Source organism: Marinobacter mobilis (genome assembly GCF_900106945.1).
GTDB lineage: Bacteria > Pseudomonadota > Gammaproteobacteria > Pseudomonadales > Oleiphilaceae > Marinobacter > Marinobacter mobilis.
The window spans coordinates 371,162-391,286 of sequence record NZ_FNNE01000002.1; the positions used below are offsets into that span (position 1 = coordinate 371,162).

General features: G+C 59.3%; 19 protein-coding genes. 13 read left to right on the plus strand and 6 right to left on the minus strand.

What is annotated here, in order from left to right; genetic code table 11:
• Nucleotides 1-51 precede the first annotated feature (51 nt).
• The 11 genes from BLV11_RS04255 to BLV11_RS04305 all read left to right on the plus strand — a co-directional run bounded on the left by BLV11_RS04255 (nt 52) and on the right by BLV11_RS04305 (nt 13,271).
• On the plus strand, nt 52-1,641 hold the full coding sequence (locus BLV11_RS04255; RefSeq protein WP_175528281.1) for an NAD(P)H-hydrate dehydratase: 1,590 nt from the start codon (nt 52-54) through the stop codon (nt 1,639-1,641).
• On the plus strand, nt 1,622-2,125 hold the full coding sequence (tsaE, locus tag BLV11_RS04260) for a tRNA (adenosine(37)-N6)-threonylcarbamoyltransferase complex ATPase subunit type 1 TsaE (protein ID WP_091811711.1): 504 nt from the start codon (nt 1,622-1,624) through the stop codon (nt 2,123-2,125). Before BLV11_RS04255 ends, tsaE begins: the two co-directional genes overlap by 20 nt.
• Nucleotides 2,126-2,259: 134 nt before the next feature.
• A complete protein-coding gene (locus tag BLV11_RS04265) occupies nt 2,260-3,540 on the plus strand; it encodes an N-acetylmuramoyl-L-alanine amidase (RefSeq protein ID WP_245725917.1) in 1,281 nt (426 codons plus the stop codon).
• A gap of 133 nt (nt 3,541-3,673) precedes the next feature.
• The gene (gene mutL, locus BLV11_RS04270) at nt 3,674-5,584 is read left to right on the plus strand and encodes a DNA mismatch repair endonuclease MutL (protein ID WP_091811713.1); all 1,911 of its coding nucleotides are present in this window, start codon (nt 3,674-3,676) and stop codon (nt 5,582-5,584) included.
• Nucleotides 5,584-6,621 (plus strand): tRNA (adenosine(37)-N6)-dimethylallyltransferase MiaA, encoded by a 1,038-nt coding sequence (gene miaA / locus BLV11_RS04275; RefSeq protein ID WP_091811714.1) that lies wholly within the window; start codon nt 5,584-5,586, stop codon nt 6,619-6,621. The genes mutL and miaA overlap by 1 nt, the downstream gene beginning before the upstream one ends.
• A 43-nt stretch (nt 6,622-6,664) precedes the next feature.
• Nucleotides 6,665-6,913, plus strand: a complete 249-nt coding sequence (gene hfq, locus BLV11_RS04280) for an RNA chaperone Hfq (RefSeq protein WP_091811715.1) — start codon at nt 6,665-6,667, stop codon at nt 6,911-6,913.
• Nucleotides 6,914-7,040: 127 nt separating this feature from the next.
• Complete coding sequence (gene hflX, locus BLV11_RS04285; protein WP_091811716.1) at nt 7,041-8,351, plus strand: ribosome rescue GTPase HflX; 1,311 nt, start codon at nt 7,041-7,043, stop codon at nt 8,349-8,351.
• A 76-nt stretch (nt 8,352-8,427) separates the two neighbouring features.
• Nucleotides 8,428-9,630, plus strand: coding sequence for an FtsH protease activity modulator HflK (gene hflK / locus BLV11_RS04290; protein WP_091811717.1), 1,203 nt, complete (start codon nt 8,428-8,430; stop codon nt 9,628-9,630).
• 2 nt (nt 9,631-9,632) lie between these two features.
• Nucleotides 9,633-10,508: a protease modulator HflC gene (hflC, locus tag BLV11_RS04295; RefSeq protein ID WP_091811718.1), complete on the plus strand. Its 876-nt coding sequence runs from the start codon at nt 9,633-9,635 to the stop codon at nt 10,506-10,508.
• Nucleotides 10,509-10,714: 206 nt separating this feature from the next.
• Nucleotides 10,715-11,893: an ATP phosphoribosyltransferase regulatory subunit gene (locus BLV11_RS04300; RefSeq protein ID WP_091811719.1), complete on the plus strand. Its 1,179-nt coding sequence runs from the start codon at nt 10,715-10,717 to the stop codon at nt 11,891-11,893.
• An 82-nt stretch (nt 11,894-11,975) separates the two neighbouring features.
• Nucleotides 11,976-13,271: an adenylosuccinate synthase gene (locus BLV11_RS04305; RefSeq protein WP_091811720.1), complete on the plus strand. Its 1,296-nt coding sequence runs from the start codon at nt 11,976-11,978 to the stop codon at nt 13,269-13,271.
• 74 nt (nt 13,272-13,345) lie between these two features.
• Here the strand turns inward: BLV11_RS04305 and cmoB are convergent, their stop codons facing one another.
• The 5 genes from cmoB to BLV11_RS04330 are packed head-to-tail and all read right to left on the minus strand — an operon-like array spanning nt 13,346 to nt 16,934.
• Nucleotides 13,346-14,335: a tRNA 5-methoxyuridine(34)/uridine 5-oxyacetic acid(34) synthase CmoB gene (cmoB, locus tag BLV11_RS04310; RefSeq protein WP_091811721.1), complete on the minus strand. Its 990-nt coding sequence runs from the start codon at nt 14,333-14,335 to the stop codon at nt 13,346-13,348.
• Complete coding sequence (cmoA, locus tag BLV11_RS04315) at nt 14,332-15,096, minus strand: carboxy-S-adenosyl-L-methionine synthase CmoA (protein WP_091811722.1); 765 nt, start codon at nt 15,094-15,096, stop codon at nt 14,332-14,334. The genes cmoB and cmoA overlap by 4 nt, the downstream gene beginning before the upstream one ends.
• The gene (locus BLV11_RS04320; protein ID WP_175528282.1) at nt 15,096-15,467 is read right to left on the minus strand and encodes a PA3694 family proteiin; all 372 of its coding nucleotides are present in this window, start codon (nt 15,465-15,467) and stop codon (nt 15,096-15,098) included. Before BLV11_RS04320 ends, cmoA begins: the two co-directional genes overlap by 1 nt.
• Before the next feature lie 32 nt (nt 15,468-15,499).
• The gene (locus BLV11_RS04325; RefSeq protein ID WP_091811723.1) at nt 15,500-16,501 is read right to left on the minus strand and encodes a serine/threonine protein kinase; all 1,002 of its coding nucleotides are present in this window, start codon (nt 16,499-16,501) and stop codon (nt 15,500-15,502) included.
• A gap of 10 nt (nt 16,502-16,511) precedes the next feature.
• Nucleotides 16,512-16,934 (minus strand): hypothetical protein, encoded by a 423-nt coding sequence (locus BLV11_RS04330; RefSeq protein ID WP_091811724.1) that lies wholly within the window; start codon nt 16,932-16,934, stop codon nt 16,512-16,514.
• A gap of 167 nt (nt 16,935-17,101) precedes the next feature.
• Between BLV11_RS04330 and BLV11_RS04335 the strand changes: the two genes are divergently transcribed.
• Nucleotides 17,102-18,232: an NAD(P)/FAD-dependent oxidoreductase gene (locus BLV11_RS04335; RefSeq protein ID WP_091811725.1), complete on the plus strand. Its 1,131-nt coding sequence runs from the start codon at nt 17,102-17,104 to the stop codon at nt 18,230-18,232.
• A gap of 33 nt (nt 18,233-18,265) precedes the next feature.
• On the opposite strand, the gene BLV11_RS18475 is transcribed toward BLV11_RS04335, so the two are convergent.
• Nucleotides 18,266-18,721 carry a ComF family protein gene (locus tag BLV11_RS18475; protein ID WP_245725909.1) on the minus strand — a complete coding sequence of 152 codons (456 nt, stop codon included), beginning with the start codon at nt 18,719-18,721 and terminating at the stop codon, nt 18,266-18,268.
• Nucleotides 18,722-19,062: 341 nt separating this feature from the next.
• Here BLV11_RS18475 and bioB point away from each other — a divergent pair, with 341 nt between their 5' ends.
• Nucleotides 19,063-20,121, plus strand: coding sequence for a biotin synthase BioB (gene bioB, locus BLV11_RS04345; protein WP_091811727.1), 1,059 nt, complete (start codon nt 19,063-19,065; stop codon nt 20,119-20,121).
• Nucleotides 20,122-20,125: the final 4 nt, after the last annotated feature.

The following is a 20,125-nucleotide window of genomic DNA, read 5'->3' on the forward strand; positions in this document are numbered from 1 at the left end:
AGACATCTGGCCTCATAACTTCAACCGGTTTCTTTGTCAGGGCGTGACAGCATGAATCCAGCGGATAGCGCTAGCTTACCAGAATCCCTGTATTCCGCCGATTCGGTGCGGGCGATGGACCGTTATCTGATCAGTCAGTGTCAGGTGCCCGGGTTTGAACTGATGCAGCGAGCGGCAGCAAGCGCCTTCCGTAATCTGATCAGAACGTGGCCTGAGCCCGGCCGGTTACTGGTGCTTTGTGGGGCAGGGAATAATGGTGGCGATGGCTATCTGGTTGCAGCCAGCGCCGCACGCCATGGACTTGATGTGGACTGCGTGGCTGTCGTCGATCCGCAGAGTCTGCAGGGCGATGCCAGCAAAGCCTGCCAGGTCGCGCGCAATGACGGCGTTGAGATCCTGCTGTGGCGGGAGCTCGATGATGGTGGGCGCTCGGTATTGTTTGCCACGGCCGGACTCATTGTCGACGCCCTGTTGGGCACCGGCGTTGCTGGTGCTCCGCGGGATCCCTTTGGCGATGTGATCCGCCGCTGCAATGCCAGTCCGGCGCCGGTGCTGGCGATTGATCTCCCTTCGGGACTTGATGCCACGACCGGCCATGCCGCCGGTGACGTGGTTCAGGCGTCGTTGACGGTGACCTTTATCGGTCTCAAGACCGGACTGCTCACCGGGCAGGGAGCAAACTGTGCCGGAGAGGTCGTGTTTGAGTCGCTGGATACTGGCGATCAGCTCCCTGCGTGCGGGGAAGCTCCGATGGCCCGGCGTGTGGACTGGTGGGGGCTGCGGGAACTGCTGCCGGTCAGGGCCGCTGCGGCACACAAAGGTTATTTTGGGCACATGCTGATTGTAGCGGGGGACCGCGGATATGGCGGCGCTGCGTTATTGGCCGCCGAGGCCGCCATACGCAGTGGTGCCGGACTGGTCACCCTGGCAACGCGGCCGGAACATGTGATGCCCGCGCTGGCGCGGTGTCCGTCGGTGATGGCTCAGGGCGTGATTCATGGTTCGGAGCTGGCGCCGCTGCTGGCGAGAGCGTCGCTGGTCGTCTGTGGTCCCGGGCTTGGGCAATCGTCCTGGGGGCAGCAAATGCTGCAGCAGGTCGTATCCAGCGGCAAGCCGCAGGTGCTGGACGCAGATGCGCTGAATTTATTGTCGCAGCGGGTTCCGGTTACGGCCAGCAACCACATCCTGACGCCCCACCCGGGTGAGGCTGCGCGGCTGTTGGGGCTGACTGCGGCGGAAGTCGAAGCGGACAGGCTCGCTGCGGCCGCACGAATCCAGCAGGAGTATGGCGGGACTGTATTGCTCAAAGGGGCGGGTACCGTGGTGACCGATGGCACGGAATTCGTCATCGTTGATGGTCGTAATCCGGGTATGGCGACCGGTGGTATGGGTGATGTGCTGTCGGGTATGATTGGCAGCTTGCTGGCCCAGCTGGATTCGCCGCTACAGGCAGCGACCATGGCTGCAGCACTGCACCTGGCGAGTGCTGATCGGGCCTCGCAGGTGAAAGGCTACATGGGGCTGATCCCCAATGATGTGATTGATACGCTGCCGCGGATGCTGGCCGATGCCGAAAGGCTGGCGGCCCGACGCTTACGGGCGGGTTTAAAGGGAATCGATGATGCCGTTGACGGCGAGTGATACGGTCAGCTGCACAGTAGTGCTGGCCGATGAACAGGCAACCGAGGCTTTGGGTTCGGCGATTGCCGGACAGGTGCGTGCCAGCGGCGAAGGTCTCACGGTGTTTCTCGAAGGTAATCTGGGGATGGGCAAGACCACCCTCAGTCGTGGGCTGTTGCGGGGGCTGGGTCATAACGGCTCGGTCAAAAGCCCAACCTACACCTTGGTTGAGCCCTACGAGCATTTAACGCCAGCGGCGTACCATTTCGATCTTTATCGGCTGGGCGATCCGGAAGAGCTGGAGTACATGGGGATCCGCGATTATTTCCTGGGTCACGATGTCTGTCTTATCGAATGGGCAGAACGAGGGCAGGGAGTGCTGCCCGAGCCGGACCTGATTGTTCGGCTGGAGCCTCATGGGCGAGGTCGGGTCGCCCACCTCAACGGCGGGAGCCCTCGCGGCCGTGGGGTGGTGCAGGCGATTGGGGCCGGACATGTGGTCTGAACGAATCATTAGGGTGTGATTGGGAAATCAGGATGGGAAAGTACCTCAACGGATCATTCTGCCATCGGGCCTCCCGGAAGCTGCGGGGCGCTGCGCTGCTGCTGGTTTGCTGGCCGCTCTGGATCAGCTCGGCCATGGCCGGCTCCTCCATCGAGGGTGCCCGGATCTGGCCGGCGCCGGATCATACCCGCCTGGTGTTCGATACCTCGACTCCGGTGGAGCACAACATTTTTGCCCTGGAAAACCCGGCCCGGCTGGTGATCGACATCAGTAATGCGAATCTGGCGGCTGATTTTTCGACGCTGGACCTGTCAGGCACGCCTATTCAGCGCATTCGCAGTGCAGCCAGGAATGGCTCCGACTTGCGGGTTGTGCTTGATCTGAGAAGCGATGTGCAGCCTCGCAGTTTTCAGTTGGACCCCAACCAGTCCTACGGTCACCGGCTGGTGCTGGACCTGCTTGGCAGCGGTGCCGGAACTCGCACCAGTGAGCCGGTACAGCCGACGTTGTCCGATAACGGCTCTGGCAGGCGGGACATCATCGTCGTAGTCGATGCGGGTCACGGCGGCGAGGATCCTGGCGCAATCGGGCCGTCAGGCACTCGAGAAAAGGATGTGGTTCTGCGTCTGGCCCGGGCCCTGGCTGAGAAGATTGAAAGTCAGCCAGGCTACACGGCGCGTTTAACCCGTGATGGCGACTACTATGTTGATTTGCGCAGCCGAACCCTGCTGGCCCGTCGCCACAATGCCGACCTGTTTGTGTCGGTTCACGCGGATGCCTTCCGTACCTCGCAACCCCGCGGCGCGTCGGTCTTTGCTCTGTCCCAGCGCGGAGCGACCAGTGAAACGGCTCGCTGGCTGGCGCGCAGTGAAAATCGTTCTGACCTGATTGGTGGTTCCGGTGGTGTCTCACTGGACGGCAAGGATGATACGCTTGCTGGTGTCCTCCTTGATCTGTCGATGACCGCCAGTATCAACGCCAGCATCGGAGTGGGTGATTATGTGCTTCGGAATCTGGAGCAGGTCACCCGGTTGCACAAATCTGGGGTAGAACAGGCGGCTTTCGTGGTGCTCAAGTCTCCGGATATCCCGTCCATTCTTGTGGAGGCCGGTTTTATCTCCAACCCTCAGGAGGAGCGTAACCTCGGTAGTGCGAATTATCGGGAGCGACTGGCAAATGCTGTCTTTAAGGGGGTTGAGGATTACTTCAACCAAACGCCGCCGCCGGGAACCCTGGTGGCCTGGCAGAAGCGTCAGTCGACCGGCGGCACGAGTCATTATCAGATCCGGCGCGGTGATACGCTGTCTGCTGTTGCGCGGGATAATCGCACCACCGTGCGGGAATTGATGCAATACAACGGCCTCTCCGACGATCGCGTGGTGGTGGGCCAAACCATTCGCATTCCGGCGTCCTGATCCCTGCTCCAGTAAGGCGTTGTCACACCCGGCCGGGGCGGATTTCGAGTCTGCCCCGACTCCCACCTTCTGTTATCATTCCGGCCAAGAAGCCGATACACCCGCTGTCAGTTTAAAGAGGCCCATCCGGACCATGTCTGTGATCAAACTGTTGTCCCCCCGACTTGCCAACCAGATCGCCGCCGGTGAGGTCGTCGAACGCCCGGCCTCGGTGCTCAAAGAGTTGGTGGAGAACGCCCTGGATGCGGGGGCCGGTAATATTGATGTGGATGTCGAACAGGGCGGGGTAAAACTGATCCGGGTGCGTGACAACGGATCCGGGATCAGCGAGGGCGATCTGCCGCTGGCCCTCAGTCGCCATGCCACCAGCAAGATTTCCAGTCTGGAAGATCTGGAGGCTGTGGGGTCGCTGGGGTTTCGCGGTGAGGCCCTGGCCAGTATCAGTTCAGTCTCACGGCTGGCGCTGACCTCGCGCACGGAGGAGCAGGAGGCGGCCTCCAGGGTTGAGGTTGAGGGGCGTGATATGGATGCCCGGTTGTCTCCGGCGGCCCATCCGGTTGGTACAACGGTCGAGGTTCGCGACCTGTTCTTCAACACCCCCGCGCGACGCAAGTTCCTGCGCACTGAAAAAACCGAGTTCGGTCATCTCGAAGAGTGCCTGCGGCGTCAGGCGCTTGGCCGGTTTGATACCGGGTTTACCCTCCGTCATAACCAGAAAGTGGTTCAGAGCTTGCGCCCGGCGCCCACCCAGCTGGACCGGGAACGGAGAATTGGCGCGCTGTGCGGGCAGAAATTCATAGATAATGCCGTGGTGATTGATGCCGAAGCCATTGGTTTGCGGTTGTGGGGCTGGGTGGCGCTTCCCACGTTTTCACGCAGCCAGGCTGATCTGCAGTATTTCTTCGTCAACAACCGGGTAATCCGTGACCGCCTGGTGGCCCACGCCGTTCGGCAGGCCTATCGCGATGTGCTGTACAACAATCGCCATCCGGCTTTTGTGCTTTATCTGGAGGTTGACCCGGCAACGGTGGATGTCAATGTGCATCCCACCAAGCATGAAGTCCGCTTCCGCGATGGTCGCCTGGTGCATGACTTTATTTTCCGGACCCTGCACAAGGCGCTGGCGGATGTTCGCCCGGATGATCATCTGCGCGGTGCTGTCGCTCAGTCCTTGGGGCGTGATACCGGTGCGGTGGAAGGTGCGAATGCTGAAGTCGGGCGGTTGGCGGAGGCTGCCATCGCGGCACCTGCGCAGAGCGCCTTTGCCGGATCTCACGCGCAGCCTCCCCAGAAAACCTGGGAAGCCCGCGACCAGATGGCCTTCTACCAGTCATTGAATCAAGGTGGCGGAGTGGCCGCCCGGTCCTCTGCGGAGCCCATGCAATCAGCCGCGCCCGTGTCTGATGGTGAACCATTCCGGGGGCAGGTCATGCCAACGCCGCCGCAGACTGATGGTGACGAGCCGCCGTTGGGGTATGCGATTGCCCAGTTGCACGGTATCTATATTCTGGCCCAGACCCGCCAGGGCATGATCGTGGTGGACATGCATGCCGCCCACGAGCGAATCACCTACGAGCGAATGAAACTGGCGCTGGATGCCGAAAACCTTAAAAGCCAGCCGTTACTGGTGCCCCTGTCTATGGCGGTCAGCCAGAAGGAGGCGGCTCTGGCGGAAAGTCATGGTGACGAGTTGCAGCGTCTTGGACTGTTGATTGAGCGGATTGGTCCTGAAACCGTTGCGGTACGTCAGGTGCCAACCCTGCTTCGCAATGCCGATACCGAGCAGCTGGTCCGCGATGTACTGGCCGACCTGATCGAGAATGGCCAGAGCGACCGAATTGAGGCGGTGACGCACGAACTGTTGGGAACCATGGCCTGTCATGGTGCCGTCAGGGCGAATCGGCAGCTGACCATCCCGGAAATGAACGCTCTGCTGCGGGATATGGAAGCCACCGAGCGGAGTGGTCAGTGTAATCACGGCCGGCCCACCTGGACTCTGGTTACCATGTCCGAACTGGACAAACTGTTCCTGAGGGGGCGCTGATGCAGGTGGAAGGGGAGCGCACAGAGTCCCGGTCCCTGCCTCCGGCGATTTTCCTGATGGGACCGACGGCTTCGGGCAAGACCGATCTGGCCATGGCGCTGTGTCAGCATCTGCCCTGCGAGCTGATCAGTGTGGACTCGGCGTTGATCTATCGGGAGATGGATATCGGCACCGCCAAGCCGACCGCGGAGGAACTGGTGCGGGCACCGCACCGGCTGATTGATATCTGTGATCCGGCTGAAACCTATTCGGCTGCGGATTTCCGTCGGGATGCCCTGCGGGAGATGGCGGAGATTACCGCTAAAGGTCGTATTCCGCTTTTGGTGGGCGGGACTATGATGTACTTCAAGGCATTACTGCAGGGTATGTCGGATTTGCCGTCGGCGAACCCGGAGCTGCGGCGTGAGCTGGAGCAGGAGGCCGAACAGCGGGGGTGGCCGGCCCTGCACGACGAGTTGGCTCGGCTTGATCCGATTGCCGCCGGGTTGATTCACCCCAATAATCGCCAGCGACTGCTGCGGGCATTGGAGGTGATCCGGTTGAGCGGCCAGCCGATTTCTGCGTTGTGGCGGGCCGACAAAGACGGTGCAGGCCAAAATTCGGGGGAGATTACGAATTACCCCTATTTCACGCAGTGGCAGGCAGACGAATCGTCAACACTGCCGTATACTGTTATTCAGCTTGCGATTGCTCCTTCCGAAAGACGCGTGCTCCATGAAAGAATCCAGCTCCGTTTCCAGAAAATGCTGGAAGGCGGGTTTCTGGATGAGGTTCGGGCGCTGATGGCGCGAGGCGATTTGTCTGCGGACTTGCCCTCTATGCGCTGTGTTGGTTATCGCCAGGCCTGGGCCTATTTGGCCGGAGAGTATGACCAGCAAGAGATGATTGCGAAGTCGGTCGCTGCCACCCGACAACTGGCCAAACGTCAGTTAACCTGGTTGCGGAAATGGCCGGATGTAAGCTGGCTCGACTCCGAGTCTGGGCAAAATGTCGAGGCGGCCTTGAAAATTATCGGGTTACCCACCACATTTAACTGAATTAATGACGATCTGAATTACTTCAATAACAGGAGAAAATAACATGTCAAAAGGGCACTCTCTACAAGACCCTTACCTTAACGCACTGCGCAAGGAACGTATTCCGGTATCCATCTTCCTGGTCAATGGAATCAAGCTTCAGGGCCAGATCGAATCTTTTGATCAGTTCGTGATCCTGCTGAAAAATACGGTAAGCCAGATGGTTTACAAGCACGCTATTTCTACCGTTGTGCCAGCCCGCAATGTCCGGATTCCTCAACAGAACCCGGCTGGAGAAGACGCTGAAGGCTGATTTTATTCTTTCGGCAACCCGGCGTTCTAGCCAGTTTTCACCCGCTCTTTCTGGGCCCGTCGTGTGCGGTTTTCAGGGAAGCGGGTGTTTGCATTTCTATGACTTGAGATTTTGGAGTTGATAGCCCTTGTTTGAGCGTCCTGATGTTGGTGAACGGGCGGTCCTGGTTCATATCGATTTCTCTTCCCACAATGAGGGGGAGGATCTGGGCGAATTCGCCGAACTGGTCGCTTCCGCCGGCGTAGAGGCTGTGGCCACCGTAACCGGTTCCCGCAACCAGCCCAGTTCCCGCCTGTTTGTGGGGGAAGGTAAGCTGGAAGAAATCGAGCAGGCCGTAGAGCTCTCCGAAGCGGATGTGGTGCTGTTCAATCACGCCCTCAGTCCAAGCCAGGAACGAAACCTGGAAAGGCAGCTGAAGTGTCGTGTACTCGACCGCACCGGTGTAATCCTCGATATTTTTGCCCAACGCGCGCGTACCCATGAAGGCAAGCTGCAGGTAGAGCTGGCCCAGCTCGAACATATGTCCACACGGCTGGTGCGGGGGTGGACACACCTGGAGCGCCAGAAAGGGGGGATTGGTCTGCGTGGTCCCGGTGAGACCCAGCTTGAAACCGATCGCCGCCTGCTGCGGGAGCGGATCAAATCGATTCACCGTCGCCTGGCCCGGGTTCGCCGGCAGCGTGATCAGGGGCGTCGTGCAAGGCAGCGGGCGGACATCCCCACGGTGTCCCTGGTGGGTTACACCAATGCGGGCAAGTCGACTCTGTTCAATCGCCTGACGTCCTCGTCGGTCTATGCTGCCAATCAGCTCTTTGCGACCCTGGATCCCACCCTCCGGCGGCTGGAGCTGCCGGATATAGGAGCGGTGGTGTTTGCCGATACGGTGGGTTTCATCCGCCATTTGCCACACAAACTGGTTGAGGCGTTTCGGGCGACGCTCGAGGAAACCACCGATGCGACCCTTTTGCTGCATGTGATTGACTGCAGTGACGAGCGCCGCGACGACAATATTGATCAGGTCGAGCAGGTTCTGATGGAAATCGGAGCCGATGAAGTGCCAGTGCTCCAGGTATTCAACAAGATTGATTTGCTGGAAGACTTTCAGCCGCGAATTGATCGCAATGAAGACGGCGTGCCGGTCCGGGTTTGGGTGTCGGCGATTACCGGAGCCGGAATGGATGAGCTCCAGGACGCTGTGGTAGAGCGGCTGGCAGAGGATGTGGTTCATCACTTTGTGGTGCTTGAGCCCGCTGACGGCAGGTTCCGCTCGCTGTTGCATCAGGCCGGAGCGGTGCTGTCTGAACAGCATCTGGATAATGGCGATGGGGTCGTCGAAGTTCGCCTTCAGGAGCGGGACTGGTTACAGTTGATCAGACGGGCGGGCAAAGATCCCGCCACCATACGCTACGCTCAGTCAGGGGGAGCGGAGCAAGGGTAAGCTACTGGCTATTGCCGTAGCTCTTATAACCCCCTAGTATTTGCAGCCATCAGACTAGATTGGAACGGAGAGCAATATGGCCTGGAACGAACCGGGTGGAAATCGCAACGACAATGATCCATGGGGATCAGGCGGTCGTCGTGGCGGTGATGATCAGGGACCACCAGATTTGGATGAGGCGCTGAAAAGAGGTCTCGACCGTCTGAACAAGCTGCTGGGCGGTAAGGGCGGAAAAGCCGGAGGTCCTGGTAGTACGGGCGATAACAAAGGGGGTAGCGGGTTTGGCGCGATGTTTGCGCTGGCCGCGATCCTGTTGGTTGGTTACATCACTTTTCAGTCCTTCTACACCGTCGACGAACAGGAGCGCGCCGTTGTTTTGCGCTTCGGTGAGTACCACAAGACCGAGAACCCGGGTCTGCGTTTCAAGGTGCCGTTGATTGACGACGTGACCAAGGTTCGGGTGACTAACGTTCGTAATGCCGAATCCCGTGGCCAGATGCTGACCCAGGACGAAAACCTGGTTACCGTCGAGCTTCAGGTTCAGTACCGGGTGTCCAGTGCCAGGGATTATGTCCTCAATGTCCGTGATTCAAACGAGGCCCTGGCCTACGCTACTGACAGCGCCCTGCGTCACGAAGTCGGCAGTTCGCAGCTGGATGGTGTTCTGACCGAAGGACGGGCTGAACTCGCGGTGCGGGTTGAGCAGCGGCTGCAGAGCTTCCTGGAAGACTATGGAACGGGCCTGGAAATTGTTCGGGTCAACGTCGAAAGCACACAGCCGCCGGCACCGGTACAGGACTCGTTCCGCGAAGTTCAGCGGGCGCGGGAAGACGAGCAGCGCCTGAAGGAAGAAGCGGAAACCTATCGCAACAAGGTGGTTCCAGAGGCTCGTGGTCAGGCGCAGCGTATGGTTGAGGAAGCCTCAGCCTACCGGGCCGAAGTGATCGAGCGTGCCAACGGTGAAACCTCCCGCTTCCTCGCCATGCTGGAAGTCTATCAGCAGGCTCCGGGGGTGACCCGCGAGCGGATGTATCTGCAGGCGCTGGAAACGGTGATGTCCAACACCAGCAAGATCCTGATCGATACCGAGGGTGGCAACAACATGATGTACCTGCCGCTGGACCAGCTGGTGAATCGTTCGGGCGCAGCAGCGCGCAGCGAGAGCACTCTGGGTAACCCCCAGTCCTCAATGACCGAAAGCGATATTCGCTCCCTGACTGACCGTGTCATGCAGGAGCTCCAGGATCGCCAGTCCAGTACCGTACGGAGGGGGAGATAATCATGGGACCTAAAGGTATTGTGGGTCTTGCAGGCACCCTGATTGTCGTCCTGCTGGTGTTATCGAGCGTCTATATCATTCCGGAAACTCACCGTGGCGTGTTACTGCGCTTTGGAGAGCTGATTGAGACTGATATCAAGGCGGGTATTCATTTCAAGGTGCCGGTGATTGATCAGGTGCGGCGGTTTGATGTGCGGGTGCTGACCAGCGATCTGCCCTCCAAACAATATCTGACCATCGAGAAGAAGCCCCTCGACGTGGATTCGTACATTGCCTGGCGTATCAGCAATGTGGATGAGTTCTATCGGGCGACCGGTGGTGATGAACTGCGGGCTCAGTCCCTGCTGTCTTCACGGGTCGACAATGGGCTGCGGGATGAATTCGGTGTTCGCACCATGCACGAGGTCGTTTCCGGTCAGCGTGATGAGTTGATGCACACTCTGCGTGACCGCGTTAACGAGACGTCTGTTACCGAATTCGGCATTGAGGTGCTGGATATCCGGGTCAAGGCCATTGAGCTGCCGGGGCAGGTAAGTGACAACGTCTATCGCCGGATGGCCACCGAACGGGAAAAGCTGGCGCAGGAATTCCGCTCCCGGGGTCGTGAGGCTGCCGAAGGCATTCGTGCCGATGCCGATCGCCAGCGTACCGTGATTCTGGCGGAAGCGTTTGCGAAGGCCGAGGAACTGCGCGGTGAGGGTGATGGTCAGGCAGCTTCAATCTATGCCGACGCCTACAGTTCCAACGAAGAGTTCTACAGCTTCTACCGGAGTCTGGAGGCCTATCAGAACACCTTTGCCAATCCGGAAGACCTGATGGTTATTGACGCTCAGAGTGAGTTTCTTCGCTTCCTGAAGAACCCCATGGGCACCAATTAATCTCTGGTTGACCACAGAAACCGGAATGTCCCTGGCATTCCGGTTTTTTTGTGTGCGCTAACGGTGTAAAATTCCGCCGGTTTGGGAGTCGCTGGCGATTCCTGGGTCGCCTCTGGTTTTGTTCCGCTTCGGGCCTGGCCCTCAATTCTTTGAAATCCTGTGACCTCGACGTGTTGGTGCGGGATAACGACGGACACTAGAAACACATGACAGTATCTGATCGCTGGTTGCTTCCGGATGGCGTGGAAGACATTCTGCCGCCCCTGGCTGGACGCATCGAGTCTCTCCGCAGGGACGTGATGGACACCTGCCAACGTTGGGGTTATCAGCTCGTAATCCCTCCTCTGATTGAATATCTGGAATCGCTGTTTACCGGAACCGGGCATGACCTGGAACTGCAGACCTTCAAGCTGACTGATCAGCTGACCGGACGCATGATGGGTGTGCGGGCCGATATGACACCGCAGGCGGCGCGGATTGACGCCCATACCTTGCGTCAGGAAGGGGTGACCCGGTTGTGTTATGCCGGGCACGTGCTCAATACCCGCCCTCAGCACATGCTGACTGGTCGCACGCCGATCCAGGCAGGCTGTGAACTGTTTGGCAGTCGTTCTGAGTCTGCTGATCTCGAGGTCATCAGCCTGATGCTGGCAGCGCTCAGAGTGGCTGGATTGCCTCGTATCCATCTGGATCTTGCCCATGTCGCCATTTACCAGGCGTTGATTGCGGAAGCCGGTTTTGATGCGGATACCGAAGCCACCATTTTTGACGCCATGCAGCGTAAATCGGTCCCTGAGCTGAACGAACTGCTGGGGGGGTGTCCCGCAGACAGCGCCGGTGGCCAGTTGCGAGGCCTGGTTGCGGTCAGCGGCGGCATCGAGGCGCTCGATCAGGCGCGGGTGATACTCAAAGGCGCATCGGATAACGTTGTCCAGGCACTGGACCAGCTTGCCCGCGTTGCCGATATGCTGAAGCGTGATTTCCCTGAAGTCGGGCTGGGTTTCGATTTCTGCGAACTGCGTGGGTACAACTACCACACCGGTCTGGTGTTTGCTGCCTATGCGCCGGGTCATGGCGATGCGGTCGCCAAGGGTGGTCGCTACGACGCCATTGGCAGTGATTTTGGCCGGGCCCGTCCTGCGACCGGATTCAGCCTGGATGTGCGGGCGTTGGTCGCGTTGGGCGATCGTGCTTCGATCCGTAGTGGCGCCATCTGGGCGCCTGTCAGTGACGACCCTGCGCTGGCAGGCGTGGTCGCCGGCCTGCGCCTGACAGAGACGGTGGTACAGGCTCTGCCGGATGAGACCGGGGTTGATCCTGTGTCCCGAGGCTGTGACCGCGTGCTGTCCCTGCGCGATGGTCAGTGGGTCGTGGAATCTTTGTAGACATTGTTCAGGCCGGTTGGCGCCGAATCCATACATTTTACCGTTGCCGCACCCCTGGGTGCCGGAACATCGAGAGAGAATCATGGGCAAGAATGTTGTAGTGCTGGGCACCCAATGGGGTGATGAAGGAAAGGGCAAAATTGTTGACCTGCTGACTGAACAGGTTGCTGCAGTGGTGCGTTTCCAGGGGGGGCATAACGCCGGACACACCCTGGTGATTGAAGGCAAAAAAACCGCGCTCCACCTGATCCCGTCGGGTATTCTGCGTTCCAACGTCAACTGCCTGATCGGTAACGGTGTGGTGTTGTCTGCGGAAGCGCTGCTGAAGGAAGTTCGCGAGCTCGAAGAGCGCGGTGTGGCCGTGCGTGATCGTCTCCGTATCAGCTTGGCCTGCCCGTTGATTCTGCCCAGCCATATCCGTATCGACCAGGCTCGCGAGCGTGCCCGTGGCAACGACAAGATCGGTACCACCGGACGCGGTATCGGCCCTGCCTATGAAGATAAAGTCTCCCGCCGTGGCCTGCGGGTGGGCGACCTGCTCGATTCCGCCAGCTTTGAGACCAAGCTGCGGGAAATCATGTCCTTCCACAACTTCGTGCTGACGGAGTACTTCAAGGAAGAGGCAGTTGATGTGGATCAGGCGCTGGCTGAGCTGCTGGCCATGGGTGAAGAGATCATCCCGATGGCGGCGGACGTAACCGATCTGCTGCACGACTACCGCAAGAAGGGTGAACATATCCTGTTTGAAGGTGCTCAGGGCTCCCTGCTGGATATTGACCTCGGTACCTATCCGTTTGTGACCTCCTCCAACACCACAGCCGGTGGTACAGCGACCGGTTCCGGTTTTGGTCCGATGTATCTGGACTATGTTCTGGGTATCACCAAGGCCTACACCACCCGTGTTGGCTCCGGTCCGTTCCCCACCGAACTGTTTGACGACGTGGGTGAGCACCTGGCGGTCAAGGGTAACGAAGTGGGTACCACCACGGGCCGTGGTCGCCGCTGTGGCTGGTTCGATGCGGTCGCCCTGCGTCACGCCATTCAGATCAACAGCGTGTCCGGTATCTGCCTGACCAAGCTGGACGTGCTGGACGGCCTTGATACGGTCAAGGTCTGTGTCGGTTATCGTACACCGAACGGAGAGATTCAGCGTCCGCCCATTGGCTGTGACAGCTACGCTGATATCGAGCCGATTTACGAAGAACTGCCGGGCTGGAAGGAAAGCACCTTTGGTCTGACCACTCTTGAGCAGCTGCCGGAGAACGCCAAGGCCTATATCCGTTTCCTGGAGGAGCAGATTGAAGCCCCGATCGATATCATCTCCACCGGTCCGGACCGGGTGGAAACGATCATCATGCGGCATCCGTTCGGTCAGTAAGCCTTAGTCAGGTTTCCTGAACCCGAATTAAAAAAGGCCAGCATCTGCTGGCCTTTTTCGTTCCTGCGGTACGTTTACGGCTTTTCGGCGATGACGGTGGCCCGTTTCGGCCCCGGATAGCCTTCGATGGTTTTGTCGGGGTCCTCGGGATCGAGGAAGTCGGCCAGTGACTGGAAACGCATCCAGTCGGTCGACCTTTGCTCGTCCGTGGTGGTGTCGGTGACATCAACGACGCGAGCGTTGCGGTAGCCGGCGCGGTCAAGCCAGCGCAGCAACGTGTCACAACTCGGCAGGAACCAGACATTGCGCATCTGGCCGTAGCGGTCTTCGGGCATCAGGCTGTAGCCTTCGGGGCCATCCACCACCAGGGTTTCCAGCACCAGCTCGCCGCCCCTGCGCAGGGTATCCTTGAGCTCCAGTAGGTGATCCAGTGGTGAGCGCCGATGGTACAGCACCCCCATGGAGAACGTCGTGTCGAAACATTCCAGCTTTGGCGGGAGATCCTCCATACGCACGGGAAGCAAGTCGATGGGCGCAGTGCTCAGGTAGCGTTTCACACTCAGGAACTGGAACAGGAAAAGCAAGCCGGGATCAATGCCGACTACCCGTTGGGCTCCCGCTCCGAGCATTCGCCAGCAGTGGTATCCGGAGCCGCAACCCACATCCAGTACCTGCCGTCCAGAGAGGTCTGACAGGTAGGGGGATACCCGGTCCCATTTCCAGTCGGAGCGCCACTCGGTATCAATGGCAACGCCGAAGAAGTCGAAGGGGCCCTTGCGCCAGGGCATCAGGCCGCGAAGTGCAGCCTCGGTCTGGCGCTGGTTGGCATCGCTGCAGTCCGGTGAGCTCAGAGCGACCGCGGAGCTTGTCAGGTCTGCGCTGACGTTGGCAAACTCCGGCAGTTGTTGCCAGGCCTGCTGCCAGCGTTGGATATCACCATGAGGGTTGGTATCGAAGCGTTTTGTCAGCTGCTGTTTTAACAGGCAGCTCCAGCTTTCCAGCCCTTCACTGTCCAGATGCTGGAACAGGGCGCCGTAACAGGCCTGCCAGTCAAACCCGCTCATTGGCTGTTCCTTGTGGATTTGATGGCCAACAGCGAGACGAAGTTGAAGCATTGGTACCACAAGATAACCTGGTCAAATCCGGCGTTCAGCAAGCGTTCCCGGTGTTGCTGCAACGTTTCCGGCAGCAGTACCCGTTCGATGGCAGCGCGTTTCTGACTGATTTCCAGGTCGGAATAGCCGTTGGCACGCTTGAATTCGTGATGCAGTCGGGTTTGGGTGTCCTGTTCCTGCTCTGACTCAAAGCGGATCTTTTCTGACAGAATCAGTACGCCACCGGGCCGGGTGGCCTCGGCGATGCGGGTCAGCAGACCCTGACGTTGCTCAGGGGCAACAAATTGCAGGGTAAAGTTAAGCGTGGTCACCGAGGCATTTTCAAACCGGGATTCGATAATGTCTTCACAGCGCAGGGTTACCGGCAGTGAGTGGTCATCCAGGGCGACGTAGTGCTCGCAGCGCTCCAGCATGTCGGCGGAATTGTCGATACCGGTCAGGGTGACGTCGTTGTAGTGGATGCCATGTCGCATTGCGAGCGTCGAGGCGCCCAGGGAGCAACCCAGGTCGTAGCAATGACTGCCAGGCTGAACATATTGCTCGGTAATCACTTCGATCATCGGGATGATCGTGGTGTAGCCAGGTACCGAGCGCCGGATCATGTCCGGGAACACCCGTGCCACTGAGGCGTCGAAGCGAAAATCCGAGTGTGGCTGTTCGTGGGCAAACAGCCGATCGGTACCGCTGTCGCCAGGCTTGCGGTCTGTCATTACTGACCCTCCGCCGCCTGCGGGGCGGTCATGTCGTCCGGGGCGACAAAGGTGTGAATCTCGCCGCAGCGAACGCCGCGATTTTTGTAGTCGAGCAGAACCGCGCGAAAGGCCGCGTCCGTATCCGAGGCGATGGCAAGGTAGCCTTGTTCGCAGACGGCATGGAGTTCGGAAGATTTCGGGGACATCCGGACCCCCTCTTCGCCGGGGATCAGGTGGAGTGCTGTGAACTCGCCCACGGCCATGTCGTCCTTGTTCTCGTTGTGAAGGATGCGGCCATTAATCTCCAATGTCATGACCGTCACAACGATGGTGACCAGCGCAGTAAGAAGGAGTGTGCGAATGCTAAAGCGGGCCTCGGATTGGCTCATGGTATGGGCTCCTGGGAATGTAGTATGTCGGATTAGAACTGGCCGGGAATGCTGAGTGGCGGTGCCTGTAAGGCCCCCAGTTGCTCACGCAGGGCCAGAATCTGGTCAGACCAGTAGCGGGGTTGGCTGAACCAGGGGAAATAACGGGGGAACGCCGGATCATCCCAGCGCCGGGCAAGCCAGGCGCTGTGGGCAATTTGGCGATAGCAGCGCAGAGGTTCGATCAAAAAGCGTTCACGGCGATCGAAATCCCGGAACATCTCGTAGCCCTCCAGCAATTCGGCGAATTGCGCGCCCTGGTCCTTGTCCTCGCCATTGAGTAACAGCCAGAGATCCTGAATCGCCGGTCCGCTGCGGCAGTCGTCGAGATCGACAAACAGCATTTGTTCGTCACGGACCAGAATGTTGCCGGCATGGCAGTCGCCATGAAGGCGCAGGGTCGACACCGGGCCTGCTTCATCGATACGACGGGCACAATGATCGATCAGGTCGGGGATCAGGCTGTCCCAGGCCGGGCGCAGGTCGTCGGGAACCCAGCCGTGGTCGGTCAGGTAACGGCTGAACTCGGTAATGCCGGACAGGATGGAAAGGCTGGGGCGGCTCTCGAACGGTTTGCATGCGCCGACATTATGAAGCTGTCCGAGCCATTGGCCGAGACGGTATAGGGTATCGGTGATGCTGGTATCCGGTGCCTGGCCACCCCGTTGCGGGAACAGGGCGTAGAGGAAATCGCCATGACGGCCGAGGGTGTCGCCGGACGGCATCGTCAGCGGGGCGACCACTGGCACGTCGGCTTTGGCCAGTTCCAGGGAGAAGGCGTGCTCCTCGCGAATTTGCGCTTCGCTCCAGCGGCCCGGTCGGTAGAACTTGGCAATGATGGATGGGCTGTCTTCGATGCCGATCTGGTAGACGCGGTTCTCGTAGCTATTGAGGGCAAAGAGCCGGCCGTTGACGATAAAGCCTTCGGCCTCAACGGCATCCAGAACATTGTCCGGTGTCAGGTGATCATAAGGGTGGGTGCTGTTATCGGTCATGCCCGCTCAGTCAGTAGCGCCTGTCGTTTTGGTTTTGCATGGCGGTGAGGTGATACCAGTTGCTGTCCAGTTCCCAGCGAATTCTGGAAATGCCTGGAAACTGCAGCACGATGTCGCCGGCCTTGGCCTGGACCCGGGCCAGTTCGCGCTCGGCCCGTTGCCAGTCGCGATGGTTGTCACTCAGATTGCGCATACTGGGAAAAATGGTAATCAGTGCTTCACGGGTTCCTACGTTCTGAGAGCGGAGCGAACTCATGATGGCGGTCTGGCCTTCCACCCTCAGCACCCTGTGCTGGTATGGGTAGTTGCCCACGGTTTCATCATCTTTCAGGGACTGGTTGAGAGAGATGACTTCAGCGCCTCGCCAGCCTAACCAGCCAACAAAAATGGCGGCAACAATCATCACGATTATGAACTGCTTCCTGTCAGACATCGCTTCCCGGCTCCCTGCGCCTGCACTGTTTTATCCGGCGCTAAGTATATCCTGTTCACCCGGTGAACACGAAGGGGTGGGGCAATTGTCGGGGTTGCTGCGTTTCCCTCGACGGTGGGCTTTGCCATACTTGCCGACGAAAGCGCGGGGAGGTGTCGGGTAGAGGGATGGTAACGAACTTGGGAAGCAGGGCACTGGAAACGCTGTCGGTGGATGCCGTGGTCATCGGGGCTGGCGTGGTCGGGCTCGCGGTCGCACGGGCGCTGGCGCTGGCCGGCCACGATGTGTTTGTGCTTGAGGCTGGGGAGCGGTTTGGTGAAGGGGTGTCGTCGCGAAACAGTGAAGTGATCCATGCCGGCATCTATTACCCGAAGGATTCCCTCAAGGCGCACCTGTGTGTCCAGGGGCGTCAGCGGCTATACGAATACTGTGAGCACCGTCACGTCGCCCACCGAAAATGTGGCAAATGGATTGTCGCGGTCGGTGCCAATCAGATGGAAGAGCTTGAGCGTATTCGCGGGCGGGCCGCGGCCAATGGTGTTGAGCTTGAGCTGCTGGGGCGCGATGAGGCGTGTTGCAGGCTACCGGACCTTCAGATATCCGGGGCGCTGCATTCTCCGGAAACCGGAATCATCGACAGCCACCAGCTGATGCTGTCGCTGCTGGCGGACCTTGAGACTGCAGGCGGTCAGTTGATCTGTCAGGCGCCGGTACTGTCGGCGGTGAGCCGGGATGGCGCGCATCTGCTCACCGTTGGCGGTACCGTACCCTGTCAGCTGGAAGCCCGCTATGTCGTAAACTCCGCCGGGCTTGAGGCTATTCCGTTGGCAACCCGCTGGCAAGGTTACCCTCAGTCCCTGTGTCCAACCCCGTATTATGCGCGCGGCGTCTATTTCAGCTACAACGGTGATCATCCTTTCCGGGAGCTGATTTACCCATTGCCTGAGCCTGGTGGCCTGGGTATCCATCTGACTCTCGATCTCGCGAACCAGGCCCGTTTTGGGCCGGATGTGGAGTGGATTGAGCGGCCCGACTATACCGTTGACCGGGCGCGGTCAGAGGCGTTCGTAACGTCAGTAAAACCATGGTGGCCGGGGCTGAACCCGCAGCGTTTGCAGCCGGCCTACGCTGGCGTGCGGCCGAAACTGTCCGGGCCTGGGGAGCCCGCGGCGGATTTTGATATTCAAGGCCCCTTTCACCACGGAGTGCATGGCTTGGTTCACCTCTTCGGCATAGAGTCTCCGGGGTTAACGTCCTGCCTTTCCATCGCAGACTATGTGGTCACCTGTATCAGCTAACGTTCCGCAGAGAGAGCGTTTGTCCCTTTCGCTTCACAGCGGCGTCCGCGCCAGCACCCAGACCTGAACGTCTTCCGCGCCTGCCAAACGCAGCGCCTGAGCCAGGGCGCGGGCGGTGGCTCCGGTGGTCATGACGTCATCGATCAGCGCGACTTTCCTGGGCAGGGGGCGGTTGACTTGAAGGATGCCCCTGAGGTTGTTTGCCCGCTGTTCCCGATTAAGGTTGGACTGCCGCGGGACTGCCCGGGTTCGTTCAAGCGTATTGGCCGACCAGGGGATAGCCAGTCGCTGGCTCAACTGTTCGGTGATGGCATCGGCTTGATTGAAGCCCCGCTGGCGCCGCCGTCGTTTGTGCATGGGGCTCGGAATCAGAAGCTCCGGTTCATGCTCCGGGCAGGCTTGCAGGCGGTCGGCCAGGTGCTCTCCCAGGTCGCGGATCACCGGCTGTGCCATTGCCAGCTGGCTGTGGTATTTGTAGCGGCCAATCATGCGGTCCAGCGGAAACCGGTAAACCCAAGGGGCAATAACCCGCGTGAACGGGGGAGGGTCGGACTGACAATCGCCGCAGCGTAGCACCTCCGTTGCCTCACCAGACACGGGCAGGGGAAGGGCGCACTGGCAACAATGCCTAGAGTTTTCAGTCAGTTGATTTCGACACTGTGGGCATAGCCCGTCATGCTCTCCCCGAGCAAGGCAAGTAACGCAGGTCGCAGGCGAACGCAAAAGGTTGTTAACCTTTGGTTTGATATGGGTTGACAGAGATAATAGTCCCTTTATCATTTGCACAATCCTTAAACCCTGGAAAGACGCAAAGTTAACAGGACCTGCACATGACCGCCACTGCGATACGCCACGACTGGACCGTTAAGGAAGTTCGAGCCCTGCTGGAACTGCCGTTCAATGACCTGATGTTCAAGGCTCAGAGCGTCCATCGGGAACATTTTGATCCCAATGAGGTTCAGGTCAGCACGCTGCTGTCGATCAAGACCGGCGCCTGTCCGGAAGACTGTAAATACTGCCCTCAGAGCGGTCATTACAACACCGGTCTGGAAAAGGAAAAGCTGCTGGAAATCGAGCGCGTCGTTGCCGAAGCCCGCGCAGCCCGTGAAAAGGGGGCGTCCCGCTTCTGCATGGGAGCCGCCTGGCGCAGTCCCGCCAAGAAAGACATGCCCTACGTGCTCGATATGGTCAAGCAGGTCAAGTCTCTGGGCCTGGAAACCTGCATGACTCTCGGGATGTTGAAGGAAGAGCAAGCCCAGGAGCTGGCTGATGCCGGTCTGGACTACTACAACCACAACCTCGACACCTCCGAGAAGTACTACAACCACATTATCACCACGCGTACCTACCAGGATCGCCTCGATACTCTGGACAATGTCCGCAAGGCCGGCATGAAGGTCTGCTGTGGCGGCATCATGGGTATGGGTGAAGACCTGGACGACCGGGCCGGGCTGCTGGCTCAGCTGGCCAATCTGCCTCACCATCCTGAGAGTGTGCCGGTTAACATGCTGGTGAAAGTGGAAGGCACGCCGCTGGATCAGGTCGATGATCTCGATCCGTTCGATTTCATTCGCACCATTGCCGTAGCCCGCATCATGATGCCCGAGTCTCACGTCAGACTCTCTGCCGGTCGTGAAAACATGAACGAGCAGATGCAGGCGATGTGTTTCCTGGCCGGTGCCAACTCGATTTTCTACGGTGAGAAACTACTCACTACGGCAAACCCCGAAGCCGATCGTGACCGTGAGCTGTTCCGTCGTCTGGGCATTCGTCCCGAGCAACGGGAGCAGGCCCATACTGAGGAAGAGCAGGTCGAGGCGTTGAGCGAGGCGGTCGAATACGAACGTACCCGTCACATGTTCTACGACGCCACTCGCGAGTCTGCCTGAGGTC

Bases quoted from the DNA above. Each gene is read 5' to 3' on its own strand.
- BLV11_RS04255 (WP_175528281.1), top strand. From the start codon at position 52: ATGAATCCAGCGGATAGCGCTAGCTTACCAGAATCCCTGTATTCCGCC.
- tsaE (WP_091811711.1), top strand. From the start codon at position 1,622: ATGCCGTTGACGGCGAGTGATACGGTCAGCTGCACAGTAGTGCTGGCC.
- BLV11_RS04265 (WP_245725917.1), top strand. From the start codon at position 2,260: ATGGCCGGCTCCTCCATCGAGGGTGCCCGGATCTGGCCGGCGCCGGAT.
- mutL (WP_091811713.1), top strand. From the start codon at position 3,674: ATGTCTGTGATCAAACTGTTGTCCCCCCGACTTGCCAACCAGATCGCC.
- miaA (WP_091811714.1), top strand. From the start codon at position 5,584: ATGCAGGTGGAAGGGGAGCGCACAGAGTCCCGGTCCCTGCCTCCGGCG.
- hfq (WP_091811715.1), top strand. From the start codon at position 6,665: ATGTCAAAAGGGCACTCTCTACAAGACCCTTACCTTAACGCACTGCGC.
- hflK (WP_091811717.1), top strand. From the start codon at position 8,428: ATGGCCTGGAACGAACCGGGTGGAAATCGCAACGACAATGATCCATGG.
- hflC (WP_091811718.1), top strand. From the start codon at position 9,633: ATGGGACCTAAAGGTATTGTGGGTCTTGCAGGCACCCTGATTGTCGTC.
- BLV11_RS04300 (WP_091811719.1), top strand. From the start codon at position 10,715: ATGACAGTATCTGATCGCTGGTTGCTTCCGGATGGCGTGGAAGACATT.
- BLV11_RS04305 (WP_091811720.1), top strand. From the start codon at position 11,976: ATGGGCAAGAATGTTGTAGTGCTGGGCACCCAATGGGGTGATGAAGGA.
- cmoB (WP_091811721.1), bottom strand. From the start codon at position 14,335: ATGAGCGGGTTTGACTGGCAGGCCTGTTACGGCGCCCTGTTCCAGCAT.
- cmoA (WP_091811722.1), bottom strand. From the start codon at position 15,096: ATGACAGACCGCAAGCCTGGCGACAGCGGTACCGATCGGCTGTTTGCC.
- BLV11_RS04320 (WP_175528282.1), bottom strand. From the start codon at position 15,467: ATGAGCCAATCCGAGGCCCGCTTTAGCATTCGCACACTCCTTCTTACT.
- BLV11_RS04325 (WP_091811723.1), bottom strand. From the start codon at position 16,501: ATGACCGATAACAGCACCCACCCTTATGATCACCTGACACCGGACAAT.
- BLV11_RS04330 (WP_091811724.1), bottom strand. From the start codon at position 16,934: ATGTCTGACAGGAAGCAGTTCATAATCGTGATGATTGTTGCCGCCATT.
- BLV11_RS04335 (WP_091811725.1), top strand. From the start codon at position 17,102: ATGGTAACGAACTTGGGAAGCAGGGCACTGGAAACGCTGTCGGTGGAT.
- BLV11_RS18475 (WP_245725909.1), bottom strand. From the start codon at position 18,721: ATGATTGGCCGCTACAAATACCACAGCCAGCTGGCAATGGCACAGCCG.
- bioB (WP_091811727.1), top strand. From the start codon at position 19,063: ATGACCGCCACTGCGATACGCCACGACTGGACCGTTAAGGAAGTTCGA.